Source organism: Arthrobacter sp. TE12231, assembly GCF_054062895.1.
Genome location: NZ_JBSSFS010000001.1, coordinates 1,200,213 through 1,224,131, shown reverse-complemented (window position 1 = coordinate 1,224,131; position 23,919 = coordinate 1,200,213). Strand labels below are relative to the sequence as shown.

Annotated in this window: 23 protein-coding genes; 1 reads left to right on the top strand and 22 read right to left on the bottom strand. The window is 65.6% G+C overall.

Features of this window, described 5'->3' with window-relative positions; genetic code table 11:
* Positions 1–5 precede the first annotated feature (5 nt).
* The 12 genes from ACVWYS_RS05565 to ACVWYS_RS05510 all read right to left on the bottom strand — a co-directional run bounded on the left by ACVWYS_RS05565 (position 6) and on the right by ACVWYS_RS05510 (position 9,708).
* Positions 6–437 (bottom strand): DUF2550 domain-containing protein, encoded by a 432-nt coding sequence (locus ACVWYS_RS05565; protein WP_091253406.1) that lies wholly within the window; start codon positions 435–437, stop codon positions 6–8.
* Between the two features lie 10 nt (positions 438–447).
* On the bottom strand, positions 448–732 hold the full coding sequence (locus ACVWYS_RS05560; protein WP_091253404.1) for a F0F1 ATP synthase subunit epsilon: 285 nt from the start codon (positions 730–732) through the stop codon (positions 448–450).
* Between the two features lies 1 nt (position 733).
* Positions 734–2,188 carry a F0F1 ATP synthase subunit beta gene (atpD, locus tag ACVWYS_RS05555; RefSeq protein ID WP_091253402.1) on the bottom strand — a complete coding sequence of 485 codons (1,455 nt, stop codon included), beginning with the start codon at positions 2,186–2,188 and terminating at the stop codon, positions 734–736.
* Between the two features lie 81 nt (positions 2,189–2,269).
* Positions 2,270–3,163 carry a F0F1 ATP synthase subunit gamma gene (locus tag ACVWYS_RS05550; RefSeq protein ID WP_091253400.1) on the bottom strand — a complete coding sequence of 298 codons (894 nt, stop codon included), beginning with the start codon at positions 3,161–3,163 and terminating at the stop codon, positions 2,270–2,272.
* Positions 3,164–3,239: 76 nt separating this feature from the next.
* Positions 3,240–4,877 (bottom strand): F0F1 ATP synthase subunit alpha, encoded by a 1,638-nt coding sequence (atpA, locus tag ACVWYS_RS05545; protein WP_091253590.1) that lies wholly within the window; start codon positions 4,875–4,877, stop codon positions 3,240–3,242.
* Between the two features lie 87 nt (positions 4,878–4,964).
* A complete protein-coding gene (locus ACVWYS_RS05540) occupies positions 4,965–5,789 on the bottom strand; it encodes a F0F1 ATP synthase subunit delta (RefSeq protein WP_456509442.1) in 825 nt (274 codons plus the stop codon).
* Positions 5,789–6,340, bottom strand: coding sequence for a F0F1 ATP synthase subunit B (locus tag ACVWYS_RS05535; RefSeq protein WP_116766911.1), 552 nt, complete (start codon positions 6,338–6,340; stop codon positions 5,789–5,791). The genes ACVWYS_RS05540 and ACVWYS_RS05535 overlap by 1 nt, the downstream gene beginning before the upstream one ends.
* Positions 6,341–6,389: 49 nt before the next feature.
* On the bottom strand, positions 6,390–6,608 hold the full coding sequence (atpE, locus tag ACVWYS_RS05530; RefSeq protein WP_003804776.1) for an ATP synthase F0 subunit C: 219 nt from the start codon (positions 6,606–6,608) through the stop codon (positions 6,390–6,392).
* A 137-nt stretch (positions 6,609–6,745) separates the two neighbouring features.
* A complete protein-coding gene (gene atpB / locus ACVWYS_RS05525; RefSeq protein ID WP_116766910.1) occupies positions 6,746–7,546 on the bottom strand; it encodes a F0F1 ATP synthase subunit A in 801 nt (266 codons plus the stop codon).
* Between the two features lie 91 nt (positions 7,547–7,637).
* Entirely contained in the window at positions 7,638–7,892 is a 255-nt protein-coding gene (locus ACVWYS_RS05520; RefSeq protein WP_344368203.1) for a hypothetical protein, read from the bottom strand.
* Positions 7,893–7,980: 88 nt separating this feature from the next.
* Positions 7,981–8,466, bottom strand: coding sequence for a hypothetical protein (locus tag ACVWYS_RS05515; protein ID WP_116766908.1), 486 nt, complete (start codon positions 8,464–8,466; stop codon positions 7,981–7,983).
* A gap of 117 nt (positions 8,467–8,583) precedes the next feature.
* Positions 8,584–9,708 (bottom strand): MraY family glycosyltransferase, encoded by a 1,125-nt coding sequence (locus ACVWYS_RS05510; protein WP_344368182.1) that lies wholly within the window; start codon positions 9,706–9,708, stop codon positions 8,584–8,586.
* A gap of 308 nt (positions 9,709–10,016) precedes the next feature.
* On the opposite strand from ACVWYS_RS05510, the gene ACVWYS_RS05505 reads away from it, so the two are divergent.
* On the top strand, positions 10,017–10,913 hold the full coding sequence (locus ACVWYS_RS05505; protein WP_456509441.1) for a glycosyltransferase: 897 nt from the start codon (positions 10,017–10,019) through the stop codon (positions 10,911–10,913).
* 46 nt (positions 10,914–10,959) lie between these two features.
* Here the strand turns inward: ACVWYS_RS05505 and ACVWYS_RS05500 are convergent, their stop codons facing one another.
* The 10 genes from ACVWYS_RS05500 to argS all read right to left on the bottom strand — a co-directional run bounded on the left by ACVWYS_RS05500 (position 10,960) and on the right by argS (position 23,795).
* Positions 10,960–11,727, bottom strand: a complete 768-nt coding sequence (locus ACVWYS_RS05500) for a WecB/TagA/CpsF family glycosyltransferase (protein WP_344368184.1) — start codon at positions 11,725–11,727, stop codon at positions 10,960–10,962.
* Positions 11,724–12,515, bottom strand: a complete 792-nt coding sequence (locus ACVWYS_RS05495) for an L-threonylcarbamoyladenylate synthase (protein ID WP_456509440.1) — start codon at positions 12,513–12,515, stop codon at positions 11,724–11,726. The genes ACVWYS_RS05500 and ACVWYS_RS05495 overlap by 4 nt, the downstream gene beginning before the upstream one ends.
* A gap of 22 nt (positions 12,516–12,537) precedes the next feature.
* Entirely contained in the window at positions 12,538–13,434 is an 897-nt protein-coding gene (prmC, locus tag ACVWYS_RS05490; protein ID WP_344368187.1) for a peptide chain release factor N(5)-glutamine methyltransferase, read from the bottom strand.
* Positions 13,435–13,452: 18 nt separating this feature from the next.
* Positions 13,453–14,526 carry a peptide chain release factor 1 gene (gene prfA / locus ACVWYS_RS05485; protein ID WP_091256683.1) on the bottom strand — a complete coding sequence of 358 codons (1,074 nt, stop codon included), beginning with the start codon at positions 14,524–14,526 and terminating at the stop codon, positions 13,453–13,455.
* A gap of 235 nt (positions 14,527–14,761) precedes the next feature.
* On the bottom strand, positions 14,762–16,924 hold the full coding sequence (gene rho / locus ACVWYS_RS05480; RefSeq protein WP_456509439.1) for a transcription termination factor Rho: 2,163 nt from the start codon (positions 16,922–16,924) through the stop codon (positions 14,762–14,764).
* A 321-nt stretch (positions 16,925–17,245) separates the two neighbouring features.
* The gene (thrB, locus tag ACVWYS_RS05475; protein WP_116766901.1) at positions 17,246–18,232 is read right to left on the bottom strand and encodes a homoserine kinase; all 987 of its coding nucleotides are present in this window, start codon (positions 18,230–18,232) and stop codon (positions 17,246–17,248) included.
* Positions 18,233–18,234: 2 nt separating this feature from the next.
* A complete protein-coding gene (gene thrC / locus ACVWYS_RS05470) occupies positions 18,235–19,341 on the bottom strand; it encodes a threonine synthase (protein WP_091256688.1) in 1,107 nt (368 codons plus the stop codon).
* Positions 19,342–20,658 carry a homoserine dehydrogenase gene (locus ACVWYS_RS05465; RefSeq protein ID WP_344368190.1) on the bottom strand — a complete coding sequence of 439 codons (1,317 nt, stop codon included), beginning with the start codon at positions 20,656–20,658 and terminating at the stop codon, positions 19,342–19,344.
* On the bottom strand, positions 20,659–22,125 hold the full coding sequence (lysA, locus tag ACVWYS_RS05460; RefSeq protein ID WP_456509438.1) for a diaminopimelate decarboxylase: 1,467 nt from the start codon (positions 22,123–22,125) through the stop codon (positions 20,659–20,661). It lies immediately after the preceding gene.
* Between the two features lie 5 nt (positions 22,126–22,130).
* Positions 22,131–23,795: an arginine--tRNA ligase gene (argS, locus tag ACVWYS_RS05455; protein ID WP_456509437.1), complete on the bottom strand. Its 1,665-nt coding sequence runs from the start codon at positions 23,793–23,795 to the stop codon at positions 22,131–22,133.
* Between the last annotated feature and the right edge of the window lie 124 nt (positions 23,796–23,919).

Below are 23,919 nucleotides of genomic sequence, written 5' to 3'. Positions count from 1 at the left end.
AGGCGCTAGCGCCAGGTGCCGACGCCGATGACCGGTCCGGCCTCAAGCCAGGAAGACAATCCCGTGTAGGCGTCGAACCGCATCGCAAGAAGGACCTCCTGGCCTTCGTAGCGAAGCTCCACGATCACGGCGTCAGGCTGGACTTTGAGGAGCTCTGATTCGGTGGGCTTGCGCCGGCCCAGCAGCTCCAGGGAGCTGCGCCGGAAGGTGTGCTTGGGACGGACACTCAGTGAGACCAGCCGGAACCACTCGAGCTCGTTGTCCTGATAACGACAAACCCCCATCTGCCAGCTTTTTCCAGCCGTGCAGATGGAGGCGTCCACCGTGCCGAGGGCACGCCGCAGATTGAAGCGGCGCACCCCCGAAAGACACAGTGCAAAGACCAGCAACGCAAACGCAGTTGCCAGGACGATGAACGGCAAACCAATATCGTTCATCAAGGTCGTGCTAGCGGATCCCCGCAGTAGCCGCTTCGCCCATTTGGGCGTTGTCAGCAACAATGACCACCCTGTTGTTGTCGACGGAGAAGAACCCGCCGTCAACAACTACAGAGATGCGGTCACCGGACACCGGCTCGATTGCCAGCTCACCTTCGGCCAGAATCGCCAGCAGGGGCGAGTGGCCGGGCAGGATTCCGATTTCACCATCGCTGGTGCGGGCCTTGACCATCTTGGCCGCTCCGGACCACACGAAGTGGTCCGCTGCGACAATCTCAACCTCAAGCTCAGCCATATTACTTGGTCTGTTCCTGGATCTTGGCCCACTGGCGCTCGACGTCGTCCAGGCCGCCGACGTTGAAGAACGCCTGCTCTGCTACGTGGTCGAGGTCGCCGTCGCAGATCGCGGTGAAGCCTTCAACGGTGTCCTTGATGGACACGGTGGAGCCTTCGACGCCGGTGAACTGCTTGGCGGTGTAGGTGTTCTGCGAGAGGAACTGCTGGATGCGGCGTGCACGCGACACGACGATCTTGTCTTCTTCAGAGAGTTCGTCAACGCCGAGGATGGCGATGATGTCCTGAAGTTCCTTGTTCTTCTGCAGGATCTGCTTGACGCGGACGGCCGTGTTGTAGTGGTCGTGGCCGATGTACTGCGGATCCAGGATGCGGGAGGTCGACGTCAGCGGGTCAACGGCCGGGTACAGACCACGGGAGGCGATTTCACGGGAAAGTTCCGTGGTCGCGTCGAGGTGTGCGAAGGTCGTGGCCGGAGCCGGGTCGGTGTAGTCATCTGCGGGAACGTAGATGGCCTGCATCGAGGTGATGGAGTGGCCCTTGGTGGACGTGATGCGCTCCTGGAGGAGACCCATCTCGTCAGCCAGGTTGGGCTGGTAGCCCACGGCCGACGGCATGCGGCCGAGGAGGGTGGAGACCTCGGAACCTGCCTGGGTGAAGCGGAAGATGTTGTCGATGAAGAGCAGCACGTCCTGGTTCTGCACATCGCGGAAGTACTCCGCCATGGTCAGGGCGGACAGTGCCACGCGCAGACGCGTTCCCGGCGGCTCGTCCATCTGGCCGAATACAAGGGCGGTGTCCTTGAGGACGCCTGCCTCTTCCATTTCGACCCAGAGGTCGTTACCTTCACGGGTACGCTCGCCGACACCGGCGAACACCGAGGTGCCACCGAAGTTGCGGGCAACACGGGTGATCATTTCCTGGATCAGCACGGTCTTGCCGACGCCGGCACCACCGAACAGACCGATCTTGCCACCCTTGATGTACGGGGTGAGGAGGTCGATCACCTTGATGCCGGTTTCCAGCATCTCCGTGGAGCCTTCCAGGGTCGCGAAGGCGGGAGCCTTGCGGTGGATCGGCCAACGTTCGGTGATCTGGAGTTCGGACTCGGCAACGTCGAGGGGCTGGCCCAGCACGTTGAAGATGTGTCCCTTGACGCCGTCGCCCACCGGCACGGAGATCGGGGCACCGGTGTCCACCACGCTGGTACCGCGGACAAGTCCGTCGGTGGCCTGGAGGGAGATGGCACGGATGAGGTTGTCGCCCAGGTGCAGGGCAACCTCAAAGGTGATGGTCTTGGTCTCACCGTTGAGAGTGATCTCGGTGGTGAGTGCGTGGTAAATCGAGGGGATTGCGTCAGCCGGGAATTCGACGTCGACAACCGGGCCAATAACACGTGCAATACGGCCGGTAGCACCGGACGTTGCGGCTACGTGTTCGGTAGCAGTGGCAGTCATCTCTCTCACTTCACTCAGTAGATGGCGTGGGGTTAAGTTTATCTTTTAGTGCAGGTACAGCTGGATCCGGACCCGGGCTGGCTAGGACGCGTTCAACGCGTCGGCACCGGCCACGATTTCGGAAAGCTCCTGCGTAATTTCAGCCTGGCGGGCAGTGTTGCGCAGACGCGTGTACTTCTTGATGAGGTCCGTCGCATTGTCGCCGGCGGACTTCATCGCCCGCTGGCGGGCTGCGAGCTCGGAAGCTGCTGCCTGCAACATGGCGGCGAAGATACGTGATTCGATGTAGCGCGGCAGCAGGGCATCGAGAACCTGCTCCGTTTCCGGCTCGAACTCGTAGAGGGGCAGCAGGTCCGATTCGGACGCGGCCGTCTCTTCGACAACTTCGAGCGGCAGCAGACGGACGACCGTCGGCTCCTGGGTCACCATCGACTTGAAGCGGGTGTAGACGACGTGGATTTCGTCGACGCCGCCCTCTTCGTAGGCGGCGGCGAAGTCAGCCAGCAGTGCTTCGCTGACTTCCCGAGCGGTCGCGAACTCCGGTGCATCCGTGTTGCCGGTCCATACGCGGTGGTACGGACGGTTCCGGAAGTCGAAGTACGCCTGCCCCTTGCGGCCGACCAGGAACGTCTTGACTTCCTTGCCTTCCTCGTGGAGCAGCTCGTTGAGGCCTTCGGCCTGCTTGAGGACGCTCGCCGAGTATGATCCTGCGAGGCCACGGTCCGAGGTAATAACCAGGACGGCGGCCCGGCGGATCTGCGCCGGCTCGGTGACCAGCGGGTGGTCAATTTCGCTCTGGCTTGCGACAGCAGAAACGGCACGCGTAATCGCGTTTGCGTAAGGCAGTGAAGCTGCTACGCGTGCGCGGGCCTTGCCGATGCGCGAGGTAGCGATCAGTTCCATCGCCTTGAAGATCTTGCGCATCGACGTCGTCGAGCTGATCTTCTGGCGGTAGACCCGGATCTGGGCTCCCATACTTATCCTTTCCTAAGATCCCGATGGCCGGGACTGCCGGAACCCGTGCGGGTCCCGGCAGTCCCTGCCAGCGAAACTAGCGCTTCTGCTTGACGATTTTTTCCTGGTCGACCTGATCCTCGCCGATGGGGGCGTGCTCCTCGTGCCCCGCACCGACCAGGAGGTTGTCTCCCTCGCCGAAGAAGCCCTTCTTGAAGTCCACGATCGCGGTCTTCAGTGCTTCTGCGGTGTCATCGTCCATGACGTTGGTCTGAGCCAGGGTCGTCAGGATGGAGGACTTGTGCTTGAGGTGCTCCAGGAACTCGGTCTCGAAGCGGTTGATGTCTTCAACCGGAACGTCGTCGAGGTAGCCGTTGGTGCCGGCCCAGATGGAGACGACCTGGTTCTCGACCGGGAACGGCGAGTACTGGCCCTGCTTGAGCAGTTCCATCAGGCGTGCACCGCGGGTCAACTGCTGGCGCGATGCTGCGTCGAGGTCCGAGGCAAACATGGCGAAGGCCTGCATGTCGCGGTACTGGGCCAGTTCCAGCTTCAAGGTACCGGAGACCTTCTTCATGGACTTGACCTGGGCGGCGCCACCGACGCGGGAGACGGACACACCGACGTCGACAGCGGGGCGCTGGTTGGCGTTGAAGAGGTCCGACTGCAGGAAGATCTGGCCATCGGTGATGGAGATCACGTTGGTCGGGATGTAGGCGGAAACGTCGTTCGCCTTGGTCTCGATCAGCGGCAGGCCGGTCATCGAGCCTGCACCGAGCTCGTCGGAGAGCTTGGCACAACGCTCCAGCAGACGGGAGTGCAAGTAGAAGACGTCGCCCGGGTAGGCTTCGCGTCCCGGCGGGCGGCGCAGCAGCAGTGACACTGCACGGTAGGCCTCGGCCTGCTTGGACAGGTCATCGAACACGATGAGGACGTGCTTGCCGCCGTACATCCAGTGCTGGCCGATTGCCGAGCCGGCGTACGGTGCCAGGTACTTGAAGCCTGCGGGGTCGGACGCGGGGGAAGCCACAATCGTGGTGTATTCCAGGGCGCCGTTGTCCTCAAGGGTCTGACGGACGGCCGCGATCGTGGACGCCTTCTGACCGATGGCGACGTAGATGCAGCGGACCTGCTTGGTGACATCGCCGGAAGCCCAGTTGGCCTTCTGGTTGATGATCGTGTCGATCGCGATTGCCGACTTGCCGGTCTGGCGGTCACCGATGATGAGCTGACGTTGGCCGCGGCCAATCGGGATCATCGCGTCGATGGCCTTCAGGCCGGTCTGCATCGGCTCGTGAACCGACTTGCGCTGGGTCACGCCGGGCGCCTGGAGTTCCAGGGCACGGGTGGTCTCGGCCTTGATCTCGCCGAGGTCATCGATGGGCTGGCCCAGCGGGTCAACCACGCGGCCGAGGAAGGCGTCGCCGACCGGCACAGACAGAACCTGTCCGGTGCGGTGCACTTCCTGGCCCTCTTCGATTCCGGTGAAGTCACCGAGTACGATGACGCCGATCTCGCGGACGTCGAGGTTCTGGGCCAGGCCCAGCGTGCCGTCTTCGAAGCGAAGCAGCTCGTTCGCCATGACCGAGGGAAGGCCCTCAACACGGGCGATGCCGTCACCTGCGGTTGTTACACGGCCGACCTCTACGCGCTCTGCGTTTCCGGGTTCGTAGGACGCCGCGAACTCGTTCAACGCAATACGGACGTCGTCGGCGTTGATGGTCAATTCGGCCATCTGCAGTCCCTGCTCTCCTGTTTTCGTGATCATCGTTGCTCACGATGACCGGGGTTTCTTGTCGTTAGGTTGTGCTTGTCCGGCTAGCTAAGCAAGCTGACGCTGGAGTTCACCCAATCGGCCGAGGACGGAAGCGTCAACCACTTCATCCCCCACCTGGATCCGGATCCCGCCGATGAGTGCAGGATCAACGTTCATGTTGATCTTGAGCTCGCGCCCGTAGAGGGCGTTCAGCCCCACCTGCAGGCGACTGGTCTGGGTCTCCGTCAGCGGACGGGTGACGCTGACCGTTGCAATCCAGCGCTGCTGGCGCTTGGCGGCAAGCTCGGCGAAGCGGCCAACGAGCCTGGTGACCTTGAGACCACGCGGAGCCGTGACGGCCTGTCCGATCAGGACCTTCGCTTCCTTGCTCGCACCAGGTACGAGCTTCTCGGCGAGGGTCACCTTGGCGGCCGGGCTGGCCTGCGGCTCGGACAGAGCGCGCTGGACCTCGTGGCTGGACTCGACGGCATGGTTGAAGGCGAACAGATCGTTCTCCAGCGATTCCAGTCCGGTGAGTCCGGAGGCAGAGACTGCCGACTTGTTCTCGGCAACAGCGATGACCACCGAAGCGGCAAGAGTCTCGAGTGCATCGCCGATATCCCGTGCCGATGCCCAGCGGGAGCTGGCCAGTCCGCCCGCGATCTCAACAGCGTCGGCGGAAACTTTCCCGCCGAAGAGCTGCTTGACCAGCGCCGACTTTTCGTCACCGCTGCGGGACGGGTCAGTCAGGGCGCGGCGCAAGCCAGCCGAGCTGTCCACCGTGCCCAGGATGCCGAAGAGTTCTTCTGCCAACTGCAGCGACGCGGAGGGAAGCTTGGCTTCCAGGGCCGCCAGCGCAGCGGCCAGCGATTCGCTCGATACACCTGCCATTACTTAGCTACACCCGCGTTCTGGTTCTCCAGATCTGCCAGGAAGCGGTCCACCACTCGGGCCGACCGTGCGTCGTCGCTCAGGGCCTCGCCGACGATGCGGCTCGCCAGCGTCGTGGCCAGCGTGCCGACCTCCGCGCGGAGGGACACAACGGCCGCCTGGCGCTCGGATTCGATCTGCGTGTGAGCCTGTGCGGTGATGCGGGCGGACTCAGCAGCCGCCTTCTCCTTCAGCTCGGCCAGGATCTGGGCACCTTCGGCGCGTGCTTCCTCACGGATGCGGTTGGCTTCGGTGCGGGCATCCGTGAGCTGCTGCTTGTACTCTTCGAGTGCTGCGGAGGCCTCGGCCTGGGCCTTTTCGGCCTTGGCGATGCCACCCTCGATGGCCTCGGCCCGCTCTGCAAAGGTCTTCTCGAACATCGGGACAACGTACTTGACCACGATGTACATGAGGACAGCAAAGCCGGCGAAGACGACAAGCATCTCCCAAGGATTGGGAACGAGGGGGTTCGTACCGCCTTCGGTGGCGGCTGAGATGATCGCTTGATGCATATTTCACCCGTCCTTATCTACTCGGTTCTGGATGTTCGGTTTGTTCTGTTTACTTGAGAACGAACGCGAAGACCAGGCCAAGGATGGCGAGGGCTTCAGTCAGCGCGAGGCCGAGGAATGCGATCGGCTGCAGGACGCGCTGGGCTTCCGGCTGACGTGCCACACCGTTGATGTAGGCGGCGAACACGAGACCCACACCGATACCACCGCCGATGGCGGAGAGGCCGTAGCCGATGAGGTTGAGGGAGCCGTTGATGGAGCCTTCCATTTTTCTTCCTTTCAAGATGCCACCCATGTGGCAGGTTGTTTGGGTTGCTTCATCCCCGTGAGGGGAAGTCTTTTTGTGCCGCTGGCGCTGCGCCTCAGGCGCTGAGCCTTGCGACGGTACGCCCTGCGGCGCTGTGCCTAGTGGCTATCGGCGTGCAGCGCGCCTTCGATGTAGATCGCGGTCAGCAGCGTGAAGACGTAGGCCTGCAGCACCATGATCAGCGCTTCGAGCATGTACATGGCGATGGCGCCGCCAAGGACGAGTACGGACGCGCCCTTGAGGAGGACGTTTTCCTGCATTACCAGGAACTCAATGCCCGCACCGGAGATCATCATGATCAAGTGGCCGGCCAGCATGGTGGCGAACAGACGGAGGCTGTGCGTGACCGGGCGGACCAGGAAGTTGGAGATGATCTCGATCGGGACGACGATCGGGAGGATGTACCACGGGACGCCGGACGGAACCGTGGCCAGCTTGAAGTACTTCAGGCCGCTCTTCTTGATGCCGACGGCGATCCAGGTGATGTACACGATCGCTGCCAGCACGTAGGCGCCGCCGACGTGCGAGAAGGTCGGAAGCTGGATCACGGGGATTGCGCCGTAGATGTTGTTGACGAGGATGAAGAAGAACAAGCTGAACAGCAGCGGGACATACTTCATGAAGTCCCTGCCGCCGATGATGTCCTTGGCAATGCCGTTGCGGACGAAGCTGTAGGCGGCCTCGCCTGCGAACTGCAGCTTGCCGGGAACGAGCTGCTGCTTCCGCGCAGCGATCACAAAGAATGTAGCGATAATGACAACCGACAGGATTACCAGCAGCATCTGCTTGGAAAATCCTTCGGCTGCACCCCACGGGATGATAGCCGGCAGGTGAAGTTCTTCAATTCCAGGAGGCGTGAAGGTTCCAGAATCTTGGGCCGGGAGCGCAAGCGCGATCAACGCGTTTCCTCTCTGCAGTGTCCATCATTGGGCGTTGGGCGGGGACCGGCGACATTGCTGCCCGCCTCTCCCCCTGTGAAATTATTTGGCATTACTGTTCCTCGTCCTGGGACGGGCCACGTGCAGCATTGCCGTCATCAGCTGAAGTTCTGTTACTGGTGAGGCCGTGCATATGAGAAAGATAGAACCCTCCCGCAGCTCCAAGCAGAGCGCCTGCGAGCACAATCCAGCGGGTTCCCCACAGATTATCCAGTCCCCACCCTATCAAACTCCAGACGATGATTCCGCCAACAATGTAGCTAAAGACGGCGATCCCGGCGTTGTATCCGCCGTCGCTGCCGTCCATGGATACACCGGGGGCACCGGCTGTGGTTTTGGGTGTTTTGGCGACCTTATGAGACGGTCCGGCAAGCGGCTTGCGGCCGGTTTTGCGGCTAAACATCGGTGCCGCCTTTCCGGGGTTCGGGATCGTTGTAAATCTGGAGCCTGGCCCTGCTGAAACCGTAGATCTCGGCCGCCTGCCAGAACACCACGGTCACGACGGCGCCGATCAGGAACCAGCGGCCGTGCAGCCAGGCCGGAGCTCCGATGACGAAGAGGACCACGGCAAAGCCGACGACCTTGACGAAATACGTCGCGACGAACAGTCCGATCGCTCCGGAGGGGTTGTTGCGGCCGACGAAGTGGCCCACCGCGAGGCTGATGGCGAAGAACGCCATCACCAAGGCTCCCCCGAAGAGGGAGGACCAGAATCCCACGGCGCCGTTGAAGAAGAAGGCGGTGACGCCGGTCAGCAGCAGGGCGGCGGCGGACGCAGCGGAACTCATGGCCAGCAGTCTCAGCCACAGGGATTTTGTGGGGCCGGAGACACCAACGGGTCCGTTGCCGGAAGCGGGTTCCGGTTCGGCGTTGGAGGTCATCAGATCCCAATCGTCGCGTGCGTAGTACAGGTCTTGGTGGGCGGCGAAGCACCGCCACTGAATTCTACATTAGATAGAAATTATTCTGAAAATTTCCTGTGAGCGAAGCGTCACGGTCTATTCCGGCGTGCCGGCGATCTGCCCCGGCCCGCGCTGCCGCAGGTACGGCCAGGCGGTCACCACGGCCATGATTGCGGCGGCCGCCAGATCGACGGCCAGGACTATGTGCCACGGGAAGATTGCGAACGCGAGGCCGCCGAAGGCCAGGATGCAGGTCCACAGGTACATCAGCACCACGGCGCTGCGGTGGGAGTAGCCGATGTCGAGAAGTTTGTGGTGCAGGTGCCCTCGGTCCGCCGACCACGGCGAGCGGCCCAGCGCGGTCCGCCGCACGACGGCCAGGCACAGGTCCAGGAGCGGCAGGAACAGCACGGCGAACGGCAGGAGGATCGGGATGATCGTGGGAATGCCGTTGGCCCGGTCGTAGAGCCCGGAGCTGATCTGACCGGTGGACACGACGCCTGCCGATGCCATCAGCAGGCCGATCAGCATGGCCCCGGAATCACCCATGAAGATCTTCGAGGGAAACCAGTTATGCGGCAGGAAGCCGACGCAGCTACCCACCACAATGGCCGTCAGGAGGGTGGCCAGGTCCGAGCGGTCCAGCAGGACGGCCGTCCGGTGGACCCAGTAGGCCGTCAGGAAGAAGGCCGCTCCCCCGATGATCGCCACTCCCGCGGCGAGGCCGTCCAGTCCGTCGATGAAGTTGAACGCGTTCATGGTGGTCACGATCAGCCCGGCCGTCAGGACGATACTCACGGCCTCGTTCTGAATCACGAACGGTTCCGGGATGAACGGGATGATCGTCATCCGGACTCCCCAGATGGCCACGACCAGCGCCGCGGCGCTTTGGCCGATCAGTTTGACCCACCATCGCAGATCCAGCAGATCATCCGCGACGCCGACCAGCACGATCACGGTGGCCCCGGCAAGGATCCCCCAGGGCGCGGTGTTGTTGCGGAAAATGTCCTTGACGAAGAACGATGTGCTCGCCGTGACCAGGGCCACCAGGACCCCTGCGAAGATGCCGAGGCCGCCGAGCCTGGAAATCGGCCTGGAGTGCATGTCGCGGCTACGGATCGGTGAATAAAGTTCCAGTTTGTTGCCCACAAGCCGGGCACCCCATGTGGCCGCGTAGCTCACGATCGCTGCCGTCAGCATCATGAGCAGATACATGATCACGGGAAGACCACCAGTCCTGAGCCATCGGCACAATCACAGGCGAAGGCATGACCCGGCGGCATGCTCCGCAGCACCGGAGGCACCGGTGAGCTGCGGATATGGGGTGGATTCAATTGCCGTGGAACTGTCGTTCGAAAAATGAAACTTCTCCGTCGCCGTGCACAGGGCAGGCAGTGCGTAGTGCCTGACAGGGCTGTATTACAGTGGACTCTAGTCAAGATACTAATGCCAACGGCCACCTGTCTTCGCGTCACACGGCCCTCCGCCGGCGGGAAAACCACTGACGGTCGTGCTGAAAGGACCCCGCGATGACCCCCTCGGTTGCAGTCGCTGCCGTGACGTTCGACCGTCCCCGGGAGCTGGCAGTCCTGCTGGACGCCATCAACAACCAGACCGCTGCGGTGCGCTCCATTTGCCTCGTCGACAGTGGCACCGTGCCCTCCAAGGATGTCGCCGACCGGCACGCCAACGTGGACTACGTCCGGTCCGAGGCCAACCTCGGCGGCGCCGGCGGTTTTTCGCTGGCCATCCTCAAGGCCGTGGCCAGCGGGGCTGACTGGATCTGGATGATGGACGACGACGCCGAGCCCGCGGACCCGGAATGCCTCGCCACGCTGCTCCGCGAAGCGCAGGCCCGCGGCCTGGACGCCGTGGTGCCGCTCGTGGTGGCCCCCGGCCACCCGGACCGGCTGTCCTTCTTCTTCCGCCTCAACGGCAAGGTCACTCACGAGCGCGCGGAGGTGGAGAAGGTCGGGTTCCTGCCCGGCGACGGGCACTTCTTCAACGGCGCCCTGATCCGTTCCGATGTATTCTTCAAGGTGGGCCTGCCGGACATGCGCCTGTTCATCCGCGGCGACGAGGTGGACTTCACGCTCAGGCTTCGGAAGGCCGGGATCCGCTTCGGCACCGTCACCACCGCCGCCATCACCCACCCGCACGCGTTTTCCGAAACCAAGCACGTCTTTGGCGCACGGTGGCACGTGATCGTTCCGGACTCCGCCTTCAAGCGCTACTTCTACTACCGGAACCGCGGCTACATGATCCGCCGCCATTTCCGGGTCAAGTCCTTCATCGCTGATGTAGGCGGCTACCTCGGCTACTTCCTGCGCAGCGGCGACGTCCGCGGCCTCGCCGACTGGTTCCGCGCCTTTTCCACCGGGCTCCGCGGCAAGGGCTTCGGCCCCCTGGAGGACCAGAAGTTCTGACCCTTGCCGGGTCCGCCGGCGCTGCGGCCGTGCTAAGGACGCCGCGCTAAGGCTGCCGGCGCAGCCGCCGGCGCAGCAGCAGGCCGAGCAGCACCCAGGGCTCGCCGAACACCCGGTAGGCCACCCGCTGCGGATGGAGCATGAGCCGCCAGGCCCATTCGAGCCCGAGCCGCCCGATCCAGCGCGGCGCCAGCTTCTGGACACCGGCAATCTGTTCAATGGCACCGCCGACGGCGCAGTAGACGGCCGGCGGGAGCATGGCACGCCGCCGGGCCAGGACTTGTTCCTGTAGCGGCATGCCCAGGCCCAGGAGCACAAGCTGCGGACGTAGCCGGGAGAGCCATTCGATGGCACTTTCCTCAAGGTCCCGATTCCAGCCTTCGCCGGGCATGCCGTCGACGCGCGCCCCGGGAACGATTTCCCGCAGCCTGGCCACGGCGCCGGCGTTGGCCACGGCGCCTGCGCCGATCACGGCAATCCGCTCGAGGCCCTCCACGTTGCCGAGGGCGGGAATCCAGTCGGTGGACCCCAGACGGTAGTCCATCACCGGGCCCCGGCCGTCGTCGTCTTCGCCGGTCTTGGCCCAGAGCCACAGCACCGGGGCGCCGTCGATCAGCACCACGTCGCTGCGCTGGTAGAACGACCGGAAGGCGGGATCGGAGTGCAGCAGCGTCACGCTGTGCAGGTTGTGTCCCACCACAATGCGGGTGCTGCCCTCGGCGACGTAAGTGCTCAGGACAGCGGTCAGCTCTGAGACCGTGAGGGGGGTCGCCTCGACGTCGAGGAAGGGGACGTGCTGGCGCTCCAGCGTCATGCGGAGCCGGATCCCGCGCCCGGCGCGTCGCCGGACTCAGGGACAGCTGCCTCGGCTGCAACGGCGTCGGCGTCCACAGACGCCGCAGCCTCGGAGGCGTCCACCGGTGCAGCAGCTTCCGGGGCGTTGCCGTCGACGTCCACGAGGTCCGGAACCACGGCGCGCAGGCGTTCGAGGCTGATGGCTCCCTGGCGGACCACGCGCAACGGCAGGGCGGTCGCGTCCACGATGGTCGAGGCGAGGGCCTCGGCGCCGCCGGCGGGCCGCGGGCCGCCCTCAAGGTAGACCTCCACGGATTCGGCCAGCTGGGCTTCGGCGTCCGCGGCGGTCTGCGCCGCCGCCTGCCCTGTGCGGTTGGCGGAGGACACGGCGAGCGGTCCGGTAAGCGTCAGGAGGTCCTGCGCGATCTCGTCAGCCGGGATCCGCAGGGCCACAGTCCCCTTGGTCTCGCCGAGATCCCAGTCCAGCGACGGCTGGGCATGCAGGATCAGGGTCAGGCCGCCGGGCCAGAAAGTCTCGGCCAACCGCCGCGCCTCAGCGGGAACTTCCGTGGCCAGACCGTCCAGGGCATTGAGTCTGGGGATCAGCACGGGCGGCGGCATCTTCCGGCTCCGGCCCTTGGACGCGAGCAGCAGGGTCACGGCCAGGGGTGAAAAGGCGTCGGCGGCAATGCCATAGACCGTGTCCGTGGGGAAGACCACGCACTTGTTCTCACGGATGGCCCGCTGGGCGTGTTCGAGTCCTGCGGCGCGCTGCTCAGCTGCCGTGCAATCGTAGCTAGTCGTCACTGGCCTATTCTTTCATCACTTGTCACACGATTCGGACGGTGTCTGCCGACGCTGTCAGATCTGACACTGTCAGCACAGCGCTGGTCGCACGGTCCTTGCCATTGAGGTCCCGGTGCGTCGTCACCTCGGACCATTTCCCGGTGCGGGTGAGCATCGCGGCGATCCATTCCGACTGCACTTCAGCGTGCTCCATCACGAAGTAGCCGCCGGGGACCAGCAGCCGGGCAGCCGAGGCGGCCGCCGCCGTCGGAAGTTCCATGCCGTCCGCTCCCCCGCCGTACAGCGCCTCGGGCGGGTCGTGCAGCGCCACTTCCGGTTCGTTCGGGATCGCTTCAGCGGGAATGTAGGGCGGGTTGGAGACGACGACGTCGAACGTGCCGTTGTGTTCCGGCAGCGCGTCGCGCAAGTCGCCGCGGACGAGGTGGACGCCAAGGGGAGCCAGGTTTTTCGCCGCCCATGCGTGCGCGAAGACGCTGTATTCCACCGCATGGACCTCGGCGCCGGGGATCTCGTGCGCGATCGAGCCTGCGATCGCACCGGATCCGGTGCCCAGGTCCACCACTTTGGGGTGCGCCATGCCCTGCAGCCGGTCAATCACCAGTTGCACCACGGATTCGGTTTCCGGCCGCGGAATGAAGACGCCGGGGCCGACGGCGAGTTCGAGGTAGCGGAAGTGCGCCACGCCGGTGATGTGCTGCAGCGGTATCCGTTGCGCCCGTTCGGCGACGAGGTCGGCATACCCCTCCGGTGCCGGGGCGTCGCCGAGCATCAGAGCGCGCAGCCGGCCGAGCCCGACGCCGAGCAGGTGCTCGGCCAGGAGCTCGGCGTCAACGCGCGGGCTGGGCACGCCGGCCGCGGCCAGGACCTCGGTCGCCTCGCGGACGGCCTCCGCAAGGCTGGGACCATTGCCTGCTGTCATCACGTGGTGACCCGGGGCCTATTCGCCGATGGCGTCGAGCCTGGACTGCTCGTCCAGTTCGATGGCCGACTGGATGACCGGTTCCAGGTCACCGTTCATGACCTGGTCCAGGTTGTAGGCCTTGTAGCCGGTGCGGTGGTCCGCGATCCGGTTTTCCGGGTAGTTATAGGTGCGGATGCGCTCGGAGCGGTCCATGGTGCGGATCTGCGACTTGCGCTGGGCCGAGTTCTCGGCGTCGATCAGCTCCTGCTGGTGCGCCAGGATGCGGGCGCGTAGCACGCGCATGCCGGCTTCGCGGTTTTGCAGCTGCGACTTCTCGTTCTGCATGGCCACGACGATGCCGGTGGGAAGGTGGGTGATGCGCACGGCCGAGTCGGTGGTGTTCACGGACTGCCCGCCGGGACCGGAGGACCGGTAGACGTCGATCTTGAGGTCGTTCTGGTTGATCTCGAGTTCCTCGGGCTCGTCCACTTCGGGGAGCACAAGCACGCCGGCGGCCGAGGTGTGGATGCGGCCCTGGGACTCGGTTACGGGGACGCGCTGGACCCTGTGGACGCCGCCTTCGAACTTGAGCCGTGCGTACACGCCCTCTGCGGGGTCGTTCGAGTTGCCCTTGACGGCCATCTGGACGTCCTTGTAGCCGCCAAGGTCCGATTCCGTGGCGGAGATGATCTCGGTCTTCCAGCCGCGGGATTCCGCATAGCGGCTGTACATCCGCAGGAGGTCCGCGGCGAACAGGGCAGCCTCGTCGCCGCCTTCGCCGCCTTTGACCTCAAGGATCACGTTGCGGGCATCGTCCGGGTCGCGCGGGATCAGCAGCCGGCGCAGTTTGGCCGCAGCCGTCTCCAGCGCAGCCTCCAGCTCGGGTACCTCAGCGGCGAACTCGGGGTCCTCGTCCGCCATTTCCTTGGCAGCGGCCAGGTCATCGCGGATGCCCTCCCAGCGGTGGTAGGCCTCCACAATGCCGTTCAGCTGAGCAGAACGCCGCCCCAGTTTCCGGGCCAGCCGCTGGTCAGCATAGACAGCAGGATCCCCAAGCTGGGCCTGGATAGCGTCATGCTCATCCAACAGGCCCTGTACGGACTCAAACATTTTCAAAACCTCTTTCGACTTGAAACCAAGTCTAGTTACGACACAAGAACTGAACCGCGGCTGGCGACTTAACGACGAAGCCGCACGGGTTTTTCCGCCCCGGGAGTGGCTTCGGGCCTGCCGGAGCCGGGCGGCTTGCGATCGTAGATCGCAAGCCACCCGGCGTAGGGGCGGGGGCGGAAAAACCCGTGCGGCGTTAGCGCGCGGGACCGCCAGAATCTAGCGGTTAGAGCAGCTACTTGTCGTTATCGGACTTCGCACCAAGCGTCGTCTTCTGCACCTGCATGAGGAACTCGACATTGCTCTGGGTCTCCCGGATCTTGTTGGTCAGCAGCTCAAGGCTCTGCTGCGTTTCGAGTCCGGAGAGGACGCGGCGCAGCTTCCACATGATCTTGACTTCCTCGGGGGAAAGCAGGTTCTCTTCGCGGCGGGTACCGGACGCGTTGACGTCCACGGCCGGGAAGATGCGCTTGTCAGCCAGCTGGCGGGACAGGCGAAGTTCCATGTTGCCGGTGCCCTTGAACTCTTCGAAGATGACCTCGTCCATCTTGGAACCGGTCTCGACGAGAGCGGTGGCCAGGATGGTGAGCGAGCCACCGTTTTCGATGTTGCGGGCTGCACCGAAGAAACGCTTCGGCGGGTACAGCGCTGCGGAGTCCACGCCACCGGACAGGATGCGGCCGGAGGCCGGTGCTGCCAGGTTGTAGGCGCGGCCCAGACGGGTCATGGAGTCCAGGAGCACAACGACGTCCATGCCCATTTCCACGAGGCGCTTGGCGCGTTCGATGGAGAGTTCGGCCACGGTGGTGTGGTCGTCGGCGGGACGGTCGAAGGTGGAGGCAATGACCTCACCCTTGACGGTGCGCTGCATGTCCGTGACTTCTTCGGGGCGTTCGTCAACGAGCACCATCATGAGGTGGACCTCAGGATTGTTGGTGGTAATCGCGTTGGCGATGGACTGCAGGATGAGCGTCTTGCCGGCCTTCGGCGGCGAAACGATCAGGCCGCGCTGGCCTTTGCCGATCGGGGCCACGAGGTCGATGACACGGGGGCCGATCTTCTTCGGGTCCGTCTCGAGGCGCAGGCGCTCGGAGGGGTACAGCGGGACGAGCTTCGCGAATTCGACGCGGTCCTTGAGTTCCTCGGGGGTCTTGCCGTTGACCGAGGTGACGCGGACCAGCGCGTTGAACTTCTGGCGGGCGGACTGCTGGCTGCGGTCCTCGCCTTCGCGCGGTGCACGGATGGCACCGACGACGGCGTCGCCCTTGCGCAGGTTGTACTTCTTGACCTGGGCGAGCGAGACGTACACGTCGTTCGGGCCCGGCAGGTAGCCGGACGTGCGGATGAACGCGTAGTTCTCGAGCACGTCGAGGATGCCGGCGACCGGCAGGAGGACGTCGTCCTCCGTGACCTCGACGTCGTCGACGTCCGGTCCCTGCGCACGCCCGCGGCGGCGGTCGTTGCGGTCGCGGAAGCGGTCGTTGCGCGAGGAGTTGTCGCGGCTGTCCTGCTGGCCCTGGCGGTCACCGCGGTCGTTACGGTCACGTCGGTTGCGGCGGTTCCGGCGGCTTCCGCCGTCGGTTTCTTCGCTGTCGCGGGTGTTGTCGCGGGTGCCGGCGGCTTCGCCACGGGTGCGGGTGGTGTCGCGGCGCTGGCCGTCTTCACTGCCCGGCTCGGCCTGGCGCTGTTCACGCTGTTCAGTGCGCTGTTCAGTGCGCTGTTCACGCTGTTCAGTGCGCTGTTCACGCTGCTCGGTTGCGGGCTGTTCGGCCTGGACTTCGCCGGCGTTCTGGCCGGCGGCCTCGGTGACCTGGGCCGCGGCTTCGCCGCGGCGGCGGTTGCGGGTGCGCGGCTGCCGCGTGCGGTCGCTGCCTTCCATTGCGGAAACGGCCGGGCCGGTTTCGGCTGCGCGAATTCCGGCAGTGGGGCTTTCGGCTGCGCCGGGTTCGGTGGAAACCGCAGGGGCTTCTGCCGGAGCCGCGGCGGGTGCCTCTGCGGCGGCCGTCGTGACGACGCCGTCGCTGCCTGCACGGCGGCTGCGGCCGCGGCGGGCCCGGGGGCTTTCCTGGGCCGGGCTTTCCTGGGCGGCGGCCTCGTTGCCGGCGGCGGGCACGGTTACCGGTGCAGCTGCCTGCGAAACGGTGCCGTTGTCGGTCGCCTTTTCAGCAGCACGGGCCGGAGCCTTGCTGACCGGGGTGCCTGCGCGGTGGGCGGAAATGGCCGTGACCAGATCGCCCTTGCGCATGCGGGATCCGCCGGAAATCCCCAGCTGGCTGGCGAGGGCCTGGAGCTGGGCGAGCTTAAGGCCTGCAAGGCCGCTGCTCTTGGCGGGTGCTGCCGTTGATCCGGCAGCAGAAGATGTATCCACAGCCGGAGACAGCTCAGTGGTTTCGGTCACGAAGGATCCTTCCCCCTCGACGGCGTCCAGGCTAAGAGCTGGACGCGGTGATTTGATCTGGGCTGCAGTTCAGATCTGCAGCCGTGATTTCGGCCTTGCCGGATGGATTTCGGCCAGCAGGGCCGGATACTGCTTCACCATGCACGATCCGAGAAATGAGGAACGGCGGGCTGACGATTTCAGGGGGCAGAGCAATTCTGCTGATTCCTGCGTCAGACCGAAAGCAGGTGGCACCGGAAAATATTGCGCAGTGAAAGATGAGAGAGGCTACGTGGCCAACATCGCGGTCTTAGAACGGTTACTAATTTACCGCCTGCGTATTTACCGCCGGTGCACTTCCACTTTAGCACCTTCAACGTCCACGGCCAGTTTCATCACTCGCCAGCCCACTTCCGGCGTGTTGTCCGCCGTGTGGGCGCCGATGAAGTCGACAACCTCGCGGGCTTCGGCTTCCCCGTTGGCCAGGACCAGCACGGTGGGCCCGGCACCGGAGACGACGGCGGCGTGCCCTGCCCGCCGCAGCACGGCAATCAGCTCGGCGCTGGGCCGCATGGCTTCGGCACGGTAGCTCTGGTGCAGGTAATCCTCGGTGCCCGGCAGCAGGAATTCCGGCTTGGCCGTTAGTGCGTGGATCAGCAGGGCGGCGCGACCGGAGTTCATGGCCGCGGCGTGGTGGCCCACCGAGGCCGGCAGAAGCGCCCGCGCGGCTTCGGTGGAGAGCTCGTAGTCCGGAACGGCGACGACGGGAATCACCGAGGGGGCCACGGCAGCGCACGTGCTGCTGTACTGGTCACTGTCCTGCCATGACAGCGCCAGTCCGCCGAAAATGGCGGGTGCGACGTTGTCCGGGTGGCCTTCCATTTCGCTCGTAAGCTGCAGAATCCAGTCGCGGCCGCGCCGGGACGCCTCCGGAACCAGGGCATTCGCGGCACTGACGGCGGCCACGACGGCCGAGGCCGAGGACCCCAGGCCGCGCCCGTGCGGGTTGACGTTGTCCGCCGTGATCCGCAGGCCTTCGTGCCGGAAACCGAGGCGGTGCAGCGCCTCGGTGAGGGCCTTGACCACGAGGTGCGTGGCGTCGCGGGGCAGCGACTCGGCACCCTCTCCGCTGAGCTCGAATTCAAGTTCACCGCTGGCCAGGGTTTCCACGGTGAGCGTGTCATGCAGCGTCAGCGCCAAGCCGAGGCTGTCGTACCCCGGGCCCAGGTTGGCGCTGGTGGCAGGCACCCGCACGGTGACAAGCTGGCCTGCCGGAACGGCGGGAGTGCCTGCCGCTGATTCGGCCGGGACGGTGAGGGTGGTTTCCAACGCTATTTTTCTTCCAGTCCCAGAGCTGCGGCGACGGTGACGACGTCGTTGGAGACCTTGACCGGCTGCACATCGCTGCCGTCCTCGGTGCGCAAGGCCCACTGCGGGTCTTTGAGCCCGTGACCGGTCACCGTGATCACGATCGTCTTGCCGGCCGGAACCTCCCCGGCCGCGTGCTTCTTGATCAGGCCGGCGACACCGGCAGCCGAACCGGGCTCCACGAAGACGCCTTCCCGGGCGGAGAGCCAGCGGTGCGCGGAGAGGATTTCCTCGTCCGTGACGGCCTCGATCACGCCGCCGGATTCATCCCGGGCCGCCACGGCGGTGTCCCAGGAGGCCGGGTTGCCAATACGGATGGCGGTGGCAATGGTGTCGGGTTCGGTGATGGGGTGGCCGGCCACGAACGGGGCAGCCCCGGCAGCCTGGAAGCCCCACATGACCGGGGTCTTCGTGGCGACGGCGGGAAGCGAGCCGGCGGTAGGCGACTCGTACGCCGCGGCGTACTCCTTGTAGCCCTTCCAGTACGCGCTGATGTTGCCGGCGTTGCCCACCGGAAGCACGTGGTAGTCCGGGGCGTCGCCGAGGGAATCGACAACTTCAAAGGCGCCGGTCTTCTGGCCCTCGATCCGGGCCGGGTTGACGGAGTTGACCAGGAACACCGGGTAGGACTCGCCGAGCTTGCGGGCGATGTCGAGGCAGTTGTCGAAGTTGCCGTCCACCTGCAGCAGCGTGGCCCCGTGCGCGATCGCCTGGCTGAGCTTGCCCATCGAGATCTTGCCCTCTGGGACCAGGACCGCGCACTGCAGCCCGGCCGCCGTCGCGTAGGCCGCGGCGGAAGCTGAGGTGTTGCCGGTGGAGGCGCAGACCACGGCCTTGGCGCCGGCCGCCACGGCTGCCGTCATGGCCATGGTCATGCCGCGGTCCTTGAAGGAACCGGTCGGGTTCATGCCCTCGACCTTGAGGTAGACGGTGCTGCCGGTCAGCTCGGAGAGGTGGCGGGCGTGCACGAGCGGGGTGCCGCCCTCGCCCAGGGTGATGACCTTAGTGGCTTCCGTGACAGGAAGACGATCAGCGTATTCGCGGATGACACCGCGCCATTGGTGAGCCACTTAGACCCCTTCTACCCGCAGTACGGATGTGACGGAATTGATGACGTCCAGGCGCTTGACGGCCTCGACGGTTGCTGCAAGTGCGGCTTCGCGTGCACGGTGTGTCACGATCCGCAGCTCGGCAGACTCCACGTTGGAGTCGGCGTCGCGGTGGATGGTCTGCCGCATGATTTCGATGGACACGCCGTGCTCCGCGAAGAGCTGGGCGATCCGGGCCAGGACGCCGGGCTGGTCCGCGACGTCGAGTCCGATGTAGTAGCTCGTGATGGCTGCATCGATGGGCAGTGCAGGCACGTGCCCGGTGGTGGTTTCGGTCCGGCCCGGGCCGCCCAGGACAATGCGGCGGGCCGCGGAGACGAGGTCGCCCAGCACGGCGGACGCCGTCGGGGTTCCGCCGGCGCCCTGTCCGTAGAACATGAGTTCGCCGGCGTTCTCGGCTTCGATGAAGACGGCGTTGAACGCACCGCGGACAGCGGCCAGGGGGTGTTCGCGGGGCAACAGCGTCGGGTGCACGCGGACGGAGACGCCGGTCCTGCCGTCCTCGTCCGTCAGCTTCTCCGCAATCGCGAGCAGCTTGATGACAAAGCCGGCCTCCTTCGCGGCGGCGATGTCCGCCGCGCTGACGGCCGTGATGCCCTCGCACGAGACGTCTTCCAGGGCGAACCGGGTGTGGAAGGACAGCGAGGCAAGGATCGCTGCCTTGGCGGCGGCGTCGTAGCCCTCGACGTCGGCGGTGGGGTCGGCTTCCGCGTAGCCCAGTCGCTGGGCTTCGGCCAGGGCGTCGGCGAACTGCGCGCCGGTGGAGTCCATCTGGTCGAGGATGAAGTTAGTGGTGCCGTTGACGATCCCGAGCACCCGGGTGATCCGGTCGCCGGACAGGCTGTCCCGGATGGGCCGCAGGATGGGAATGGCACCGGCGACGGCGGCCTCGTAGGAGAGCTGCACGCCGGCCTTGTCCGCTTCCTCGTAGAGCGTGGGACCGTCCTGGGCCAGGAGCGCCTTGTTGCCGGTGACCACGCAGGCCCCGTGCCGCATGGCCGTCAGGATCAGGGTCCGGGCCGGCTCAATCCCGCCCATGAGCTCGATCACGAGGTCGGCGTCCTTGACGAGGGTTTCGGCGTCGGTGGTGAACAGCTCCTGGGGCAGATCGACGTCGCGTTCGGCGTCGAGGTTGCGCACAGCGATGCCGCCCAGTTCGAGGCGGGCGCCTGTGCGCGCCGCGAGGGCGTCGGCGTCGTCAATGAGAATCCGCGCAACCTGAGCCCCGACGTTGCCACAGCCCAGCAGGGCCACTTTCAGGGTTCGCAATTCGGTCATTCAGACTCCCATGTCGCGGTTGAGCAGATCTTCTTCGGTTTCCCCGCGGACAATCAGCCGGGCAGATCCGTCGCTGACAGCGACAACGCCCGGCCGGGCCAGATAGTTGTAGTTGCTTGACAGGGCCCAGCAGTAGGCGCCGGTCCCCGGTACAGCAAGCAGATCACCGGCTGCCACGTCCTCGGGCAGATATACATCTCTAACAACTATGTCGCCGCTCTCGCAATGTTTGCCCACTACTCGGGACAGCTGCGGGGCCGCATCGGAGCTCCGCGAGGCGAGAATTGCCGAATAATCCGCGTCATACAGCACCGGGCGAGGGTTGTCGCTCATCCCGCCGTCCACCGACACATACCGGCGGGGGTACGTAACGTCGTTGCCGACTCCCCCGGCTTCGGAACCCGGGGCGTCCACACGGACGGTCTTGAGCGTGCCGACCTCGTACAGCGTGAACGTCGTGCTGCCGACGATTGCGCGGCCCGGTTCGATCGAGATCCGGGGGGCGGAAATACCCAGCGCGGCGCACTTGGAACGGACGACGGCGGCCATCGCCTGCGCGATCTCAGCGGCCGGGCGGGGCGTGTCAACGGGGGTGTAAGCGATGCCGTAGCCGCCTCCGAGGTCCAGCTCGGGCAGCACGATGGAGTACTTGACCTGCATTGCGGCCAGGAAGTCCAGGAGCTTTTCGGCGGCGAGGGCGAAGCCGTCGGGTTCGAAGATCTGGGAGCCGATATGGCAGTGCAGGCCCAGCAGCTCGATGCTCTCGTGCCCAATGGCCGCGGCCACGGCTTCCTCAGCGGCGGACAGCCCGGCCTGGTCGGTGGAGTCCGGCGCCATGGAGAGACCGAATTTCTGGTCCTCGTGGGCGGTGGCGATGAATTCGTGCGTGTGGGCGTGCACTCCGGGGGTCAACCGGAGCATGACCTTCGCGGTGTCGCCCCGGTTGGCCGCGATCGCCGCGACGCGTTCGAGCTCGTCGAGGCTGTCCACCACGATCCGGCCCAGTTGCATGTCCAGGGCCCGGTGGATTTCGCCGTCGGACTTGTTATTGCCGTGCAGGGCGACGTCGGCGCCCGGGATGCCGGCGCGGGCGGCGACGGCGAGTTCGCCGCCGGATGCCGTGTCCAGGCGCAGCCCTTCTTCCTCGACCCAGCGGACCACGGAGGTGCACAGGAAGGACTTGCCGGCGTAGTAGACGTCCACTCCCCCACAGATGTCCGCGAAGGCGTCGTTGAACGCGTCGCTGAACGACCGGGCGCGGGCCCGGAAGTCGGTCTCGCTCAGCACGAACAGCGGCGTCCCGTACTCGCGTTGCAGTTCGCTGACCGTCAGCCCCTCGATGGTGAGCTCGCCGGCGTCGTTCCGGGCGACGCCGCCGGCCCACAGCGGTTCGTGGAGGGCGTTGAGGTCGGCGGGGACCTCAAGCCAGCCGGGTGCGAGCGGGGACTGTCCTGTATTTGCGGTCATGACGATTACATCCGTTCCGGCGCCGAGACGCCCAGCAGTTCCAGTCCGTTGGCCAGCACCTGGCTCGTGGCGTCGTTGAGCCACAGCCGGGTCCGGTTGGTGTCGGTGATGGGTTCCTCGCCCTGGGGCGCCACCCGGCAGGCGTCATACCAGCGGTGGTAGGCGCCGGCGATGACTTCCAGGTGCCGGGCCACGCGGTGCGGTTCGCGCAGTTCGGCGGCCTTGGCCACCACCGACGGGTAGCTGCCCAGGTGCGAGAGCAGCTCGTTTTCGGTGGCGTGGTCCAGCAGGGCGGCGTCGAAGCAGTCTTTGCCGTCGACACGGCGCTCCACGCCGGCGGCCACGGCATTGCGGGCGGCGCCGCGGGAGCGGGCGTGGGCGTACTGGACGTAGAACACCGGGTTTTCGTTGCTGTGCTTCTTGAGCAGCTCGGGGTCCAGGGTCAGCGGCGAATCGGCCGGGAACCGGGCGAGCGAGTAGCGGACCGCGTCCTTGCCGAGCCAGTCGATGAGGTCCTTGAGCTCAATGATGTTGCCGGCGCGCTTGGACAGCTTGGCGCCGTTGACGGAGACCAGCTGGCCGATCAGGACCTCGATGTTGACCTCGGGGTCGTCGCCGGCGGCGGCCGCGATGGCCTTGAGCCGGTTGATGTAGCCGTGGTGGTCGGCGCCGAGGAGGTAGATCTTCTCCGTGTAGCCGCGGTCCTTCTTGGACAGGTAGTAGGCGGCGTCGGCGGCGAAGTACGTCGGCTCGCCGTTCGCGCGGATCATCACGCGGTCCTTGTCATCGCCGAAGTCGGTGGTGCGCAGCCACACCGCGCCGCCGTCGTCGAAAACGTGGCCCTGTTCGCGCAGGCGGGCGACGGCGTCTTCGATCGCGCCGGCGTCGTGGAGTTCCTGTTCGGAGAAGAAGACATCAAAGTCGACGCCGAACCCGGCCAGTGTCTGCTTGATGTCGTGCATCTGCGCCTTGTACGCGGCGCCACGGATCACCGGCAGGGCTGCGACTTCGGTGAGTTCACGGATGCCGGGGTGCTCGCTGAGCACCTCATGGCCGAGGTCGGCGATGTACTGGCCAGGGTAACCGCCTTCGGGCACGTCCCGGCCGTGCAGCCTCGCGAACACCGAGTTGGCGAACACGTTCATCTGGGAGCCGGCGTCGTTGATGTAGTACTCGGCCGTGACATCGGCGCCGGAGGCGCGGAGGACGCGGGCGATCGCGTCGCCGAGGGCCGCCCAGCGGGTGTGGCCGATGTGCAGCGGACCGGTCGGGTTGGCCGAGACGAACTCCATGTTAACCACGTGCCCGGCGAGCGCGCTGTTGGTGCCGTAGTCCGCTCCGGCCTCGACGATCGCCTTGGCGAGGGCGCCGGCGGCCGCGGCGTCCACGGTGATGTTCAGGAAGCCTGGGCCGGCGATGTCCACGGCGGAAACGCCGTCGATCGTTTTCAGCCGGGCGCTCAGGACGGACGCGAACTCCCGCGGGTTGGTGCCTGCCGTCTTGGCCAGCTGGAGCGCGACGTTGGTGGCCCAGTCCCCGTGGTCCCTGTTCTTCGGGCGCTCGACGCGCACCTCGTCCGGGATGTCGGCTGCGGAAAGGGCAATCTCGCCTGCCGCGACGGCGTCCTTCAGGCAGGCGGATATGGCGAGGGAGAGTTCTTCTGGGGTCACAGTTCTAGCCTACCGGTGGGCCCGAGGTGTGGCGGAATCTGGCGCCCGGCATGACGGGCGGGCGTGCAGCTAGTCCGTCCTCCCGCCCCGCGCGTGACCGCGTTCATTGCCTACTCAGCAAGGG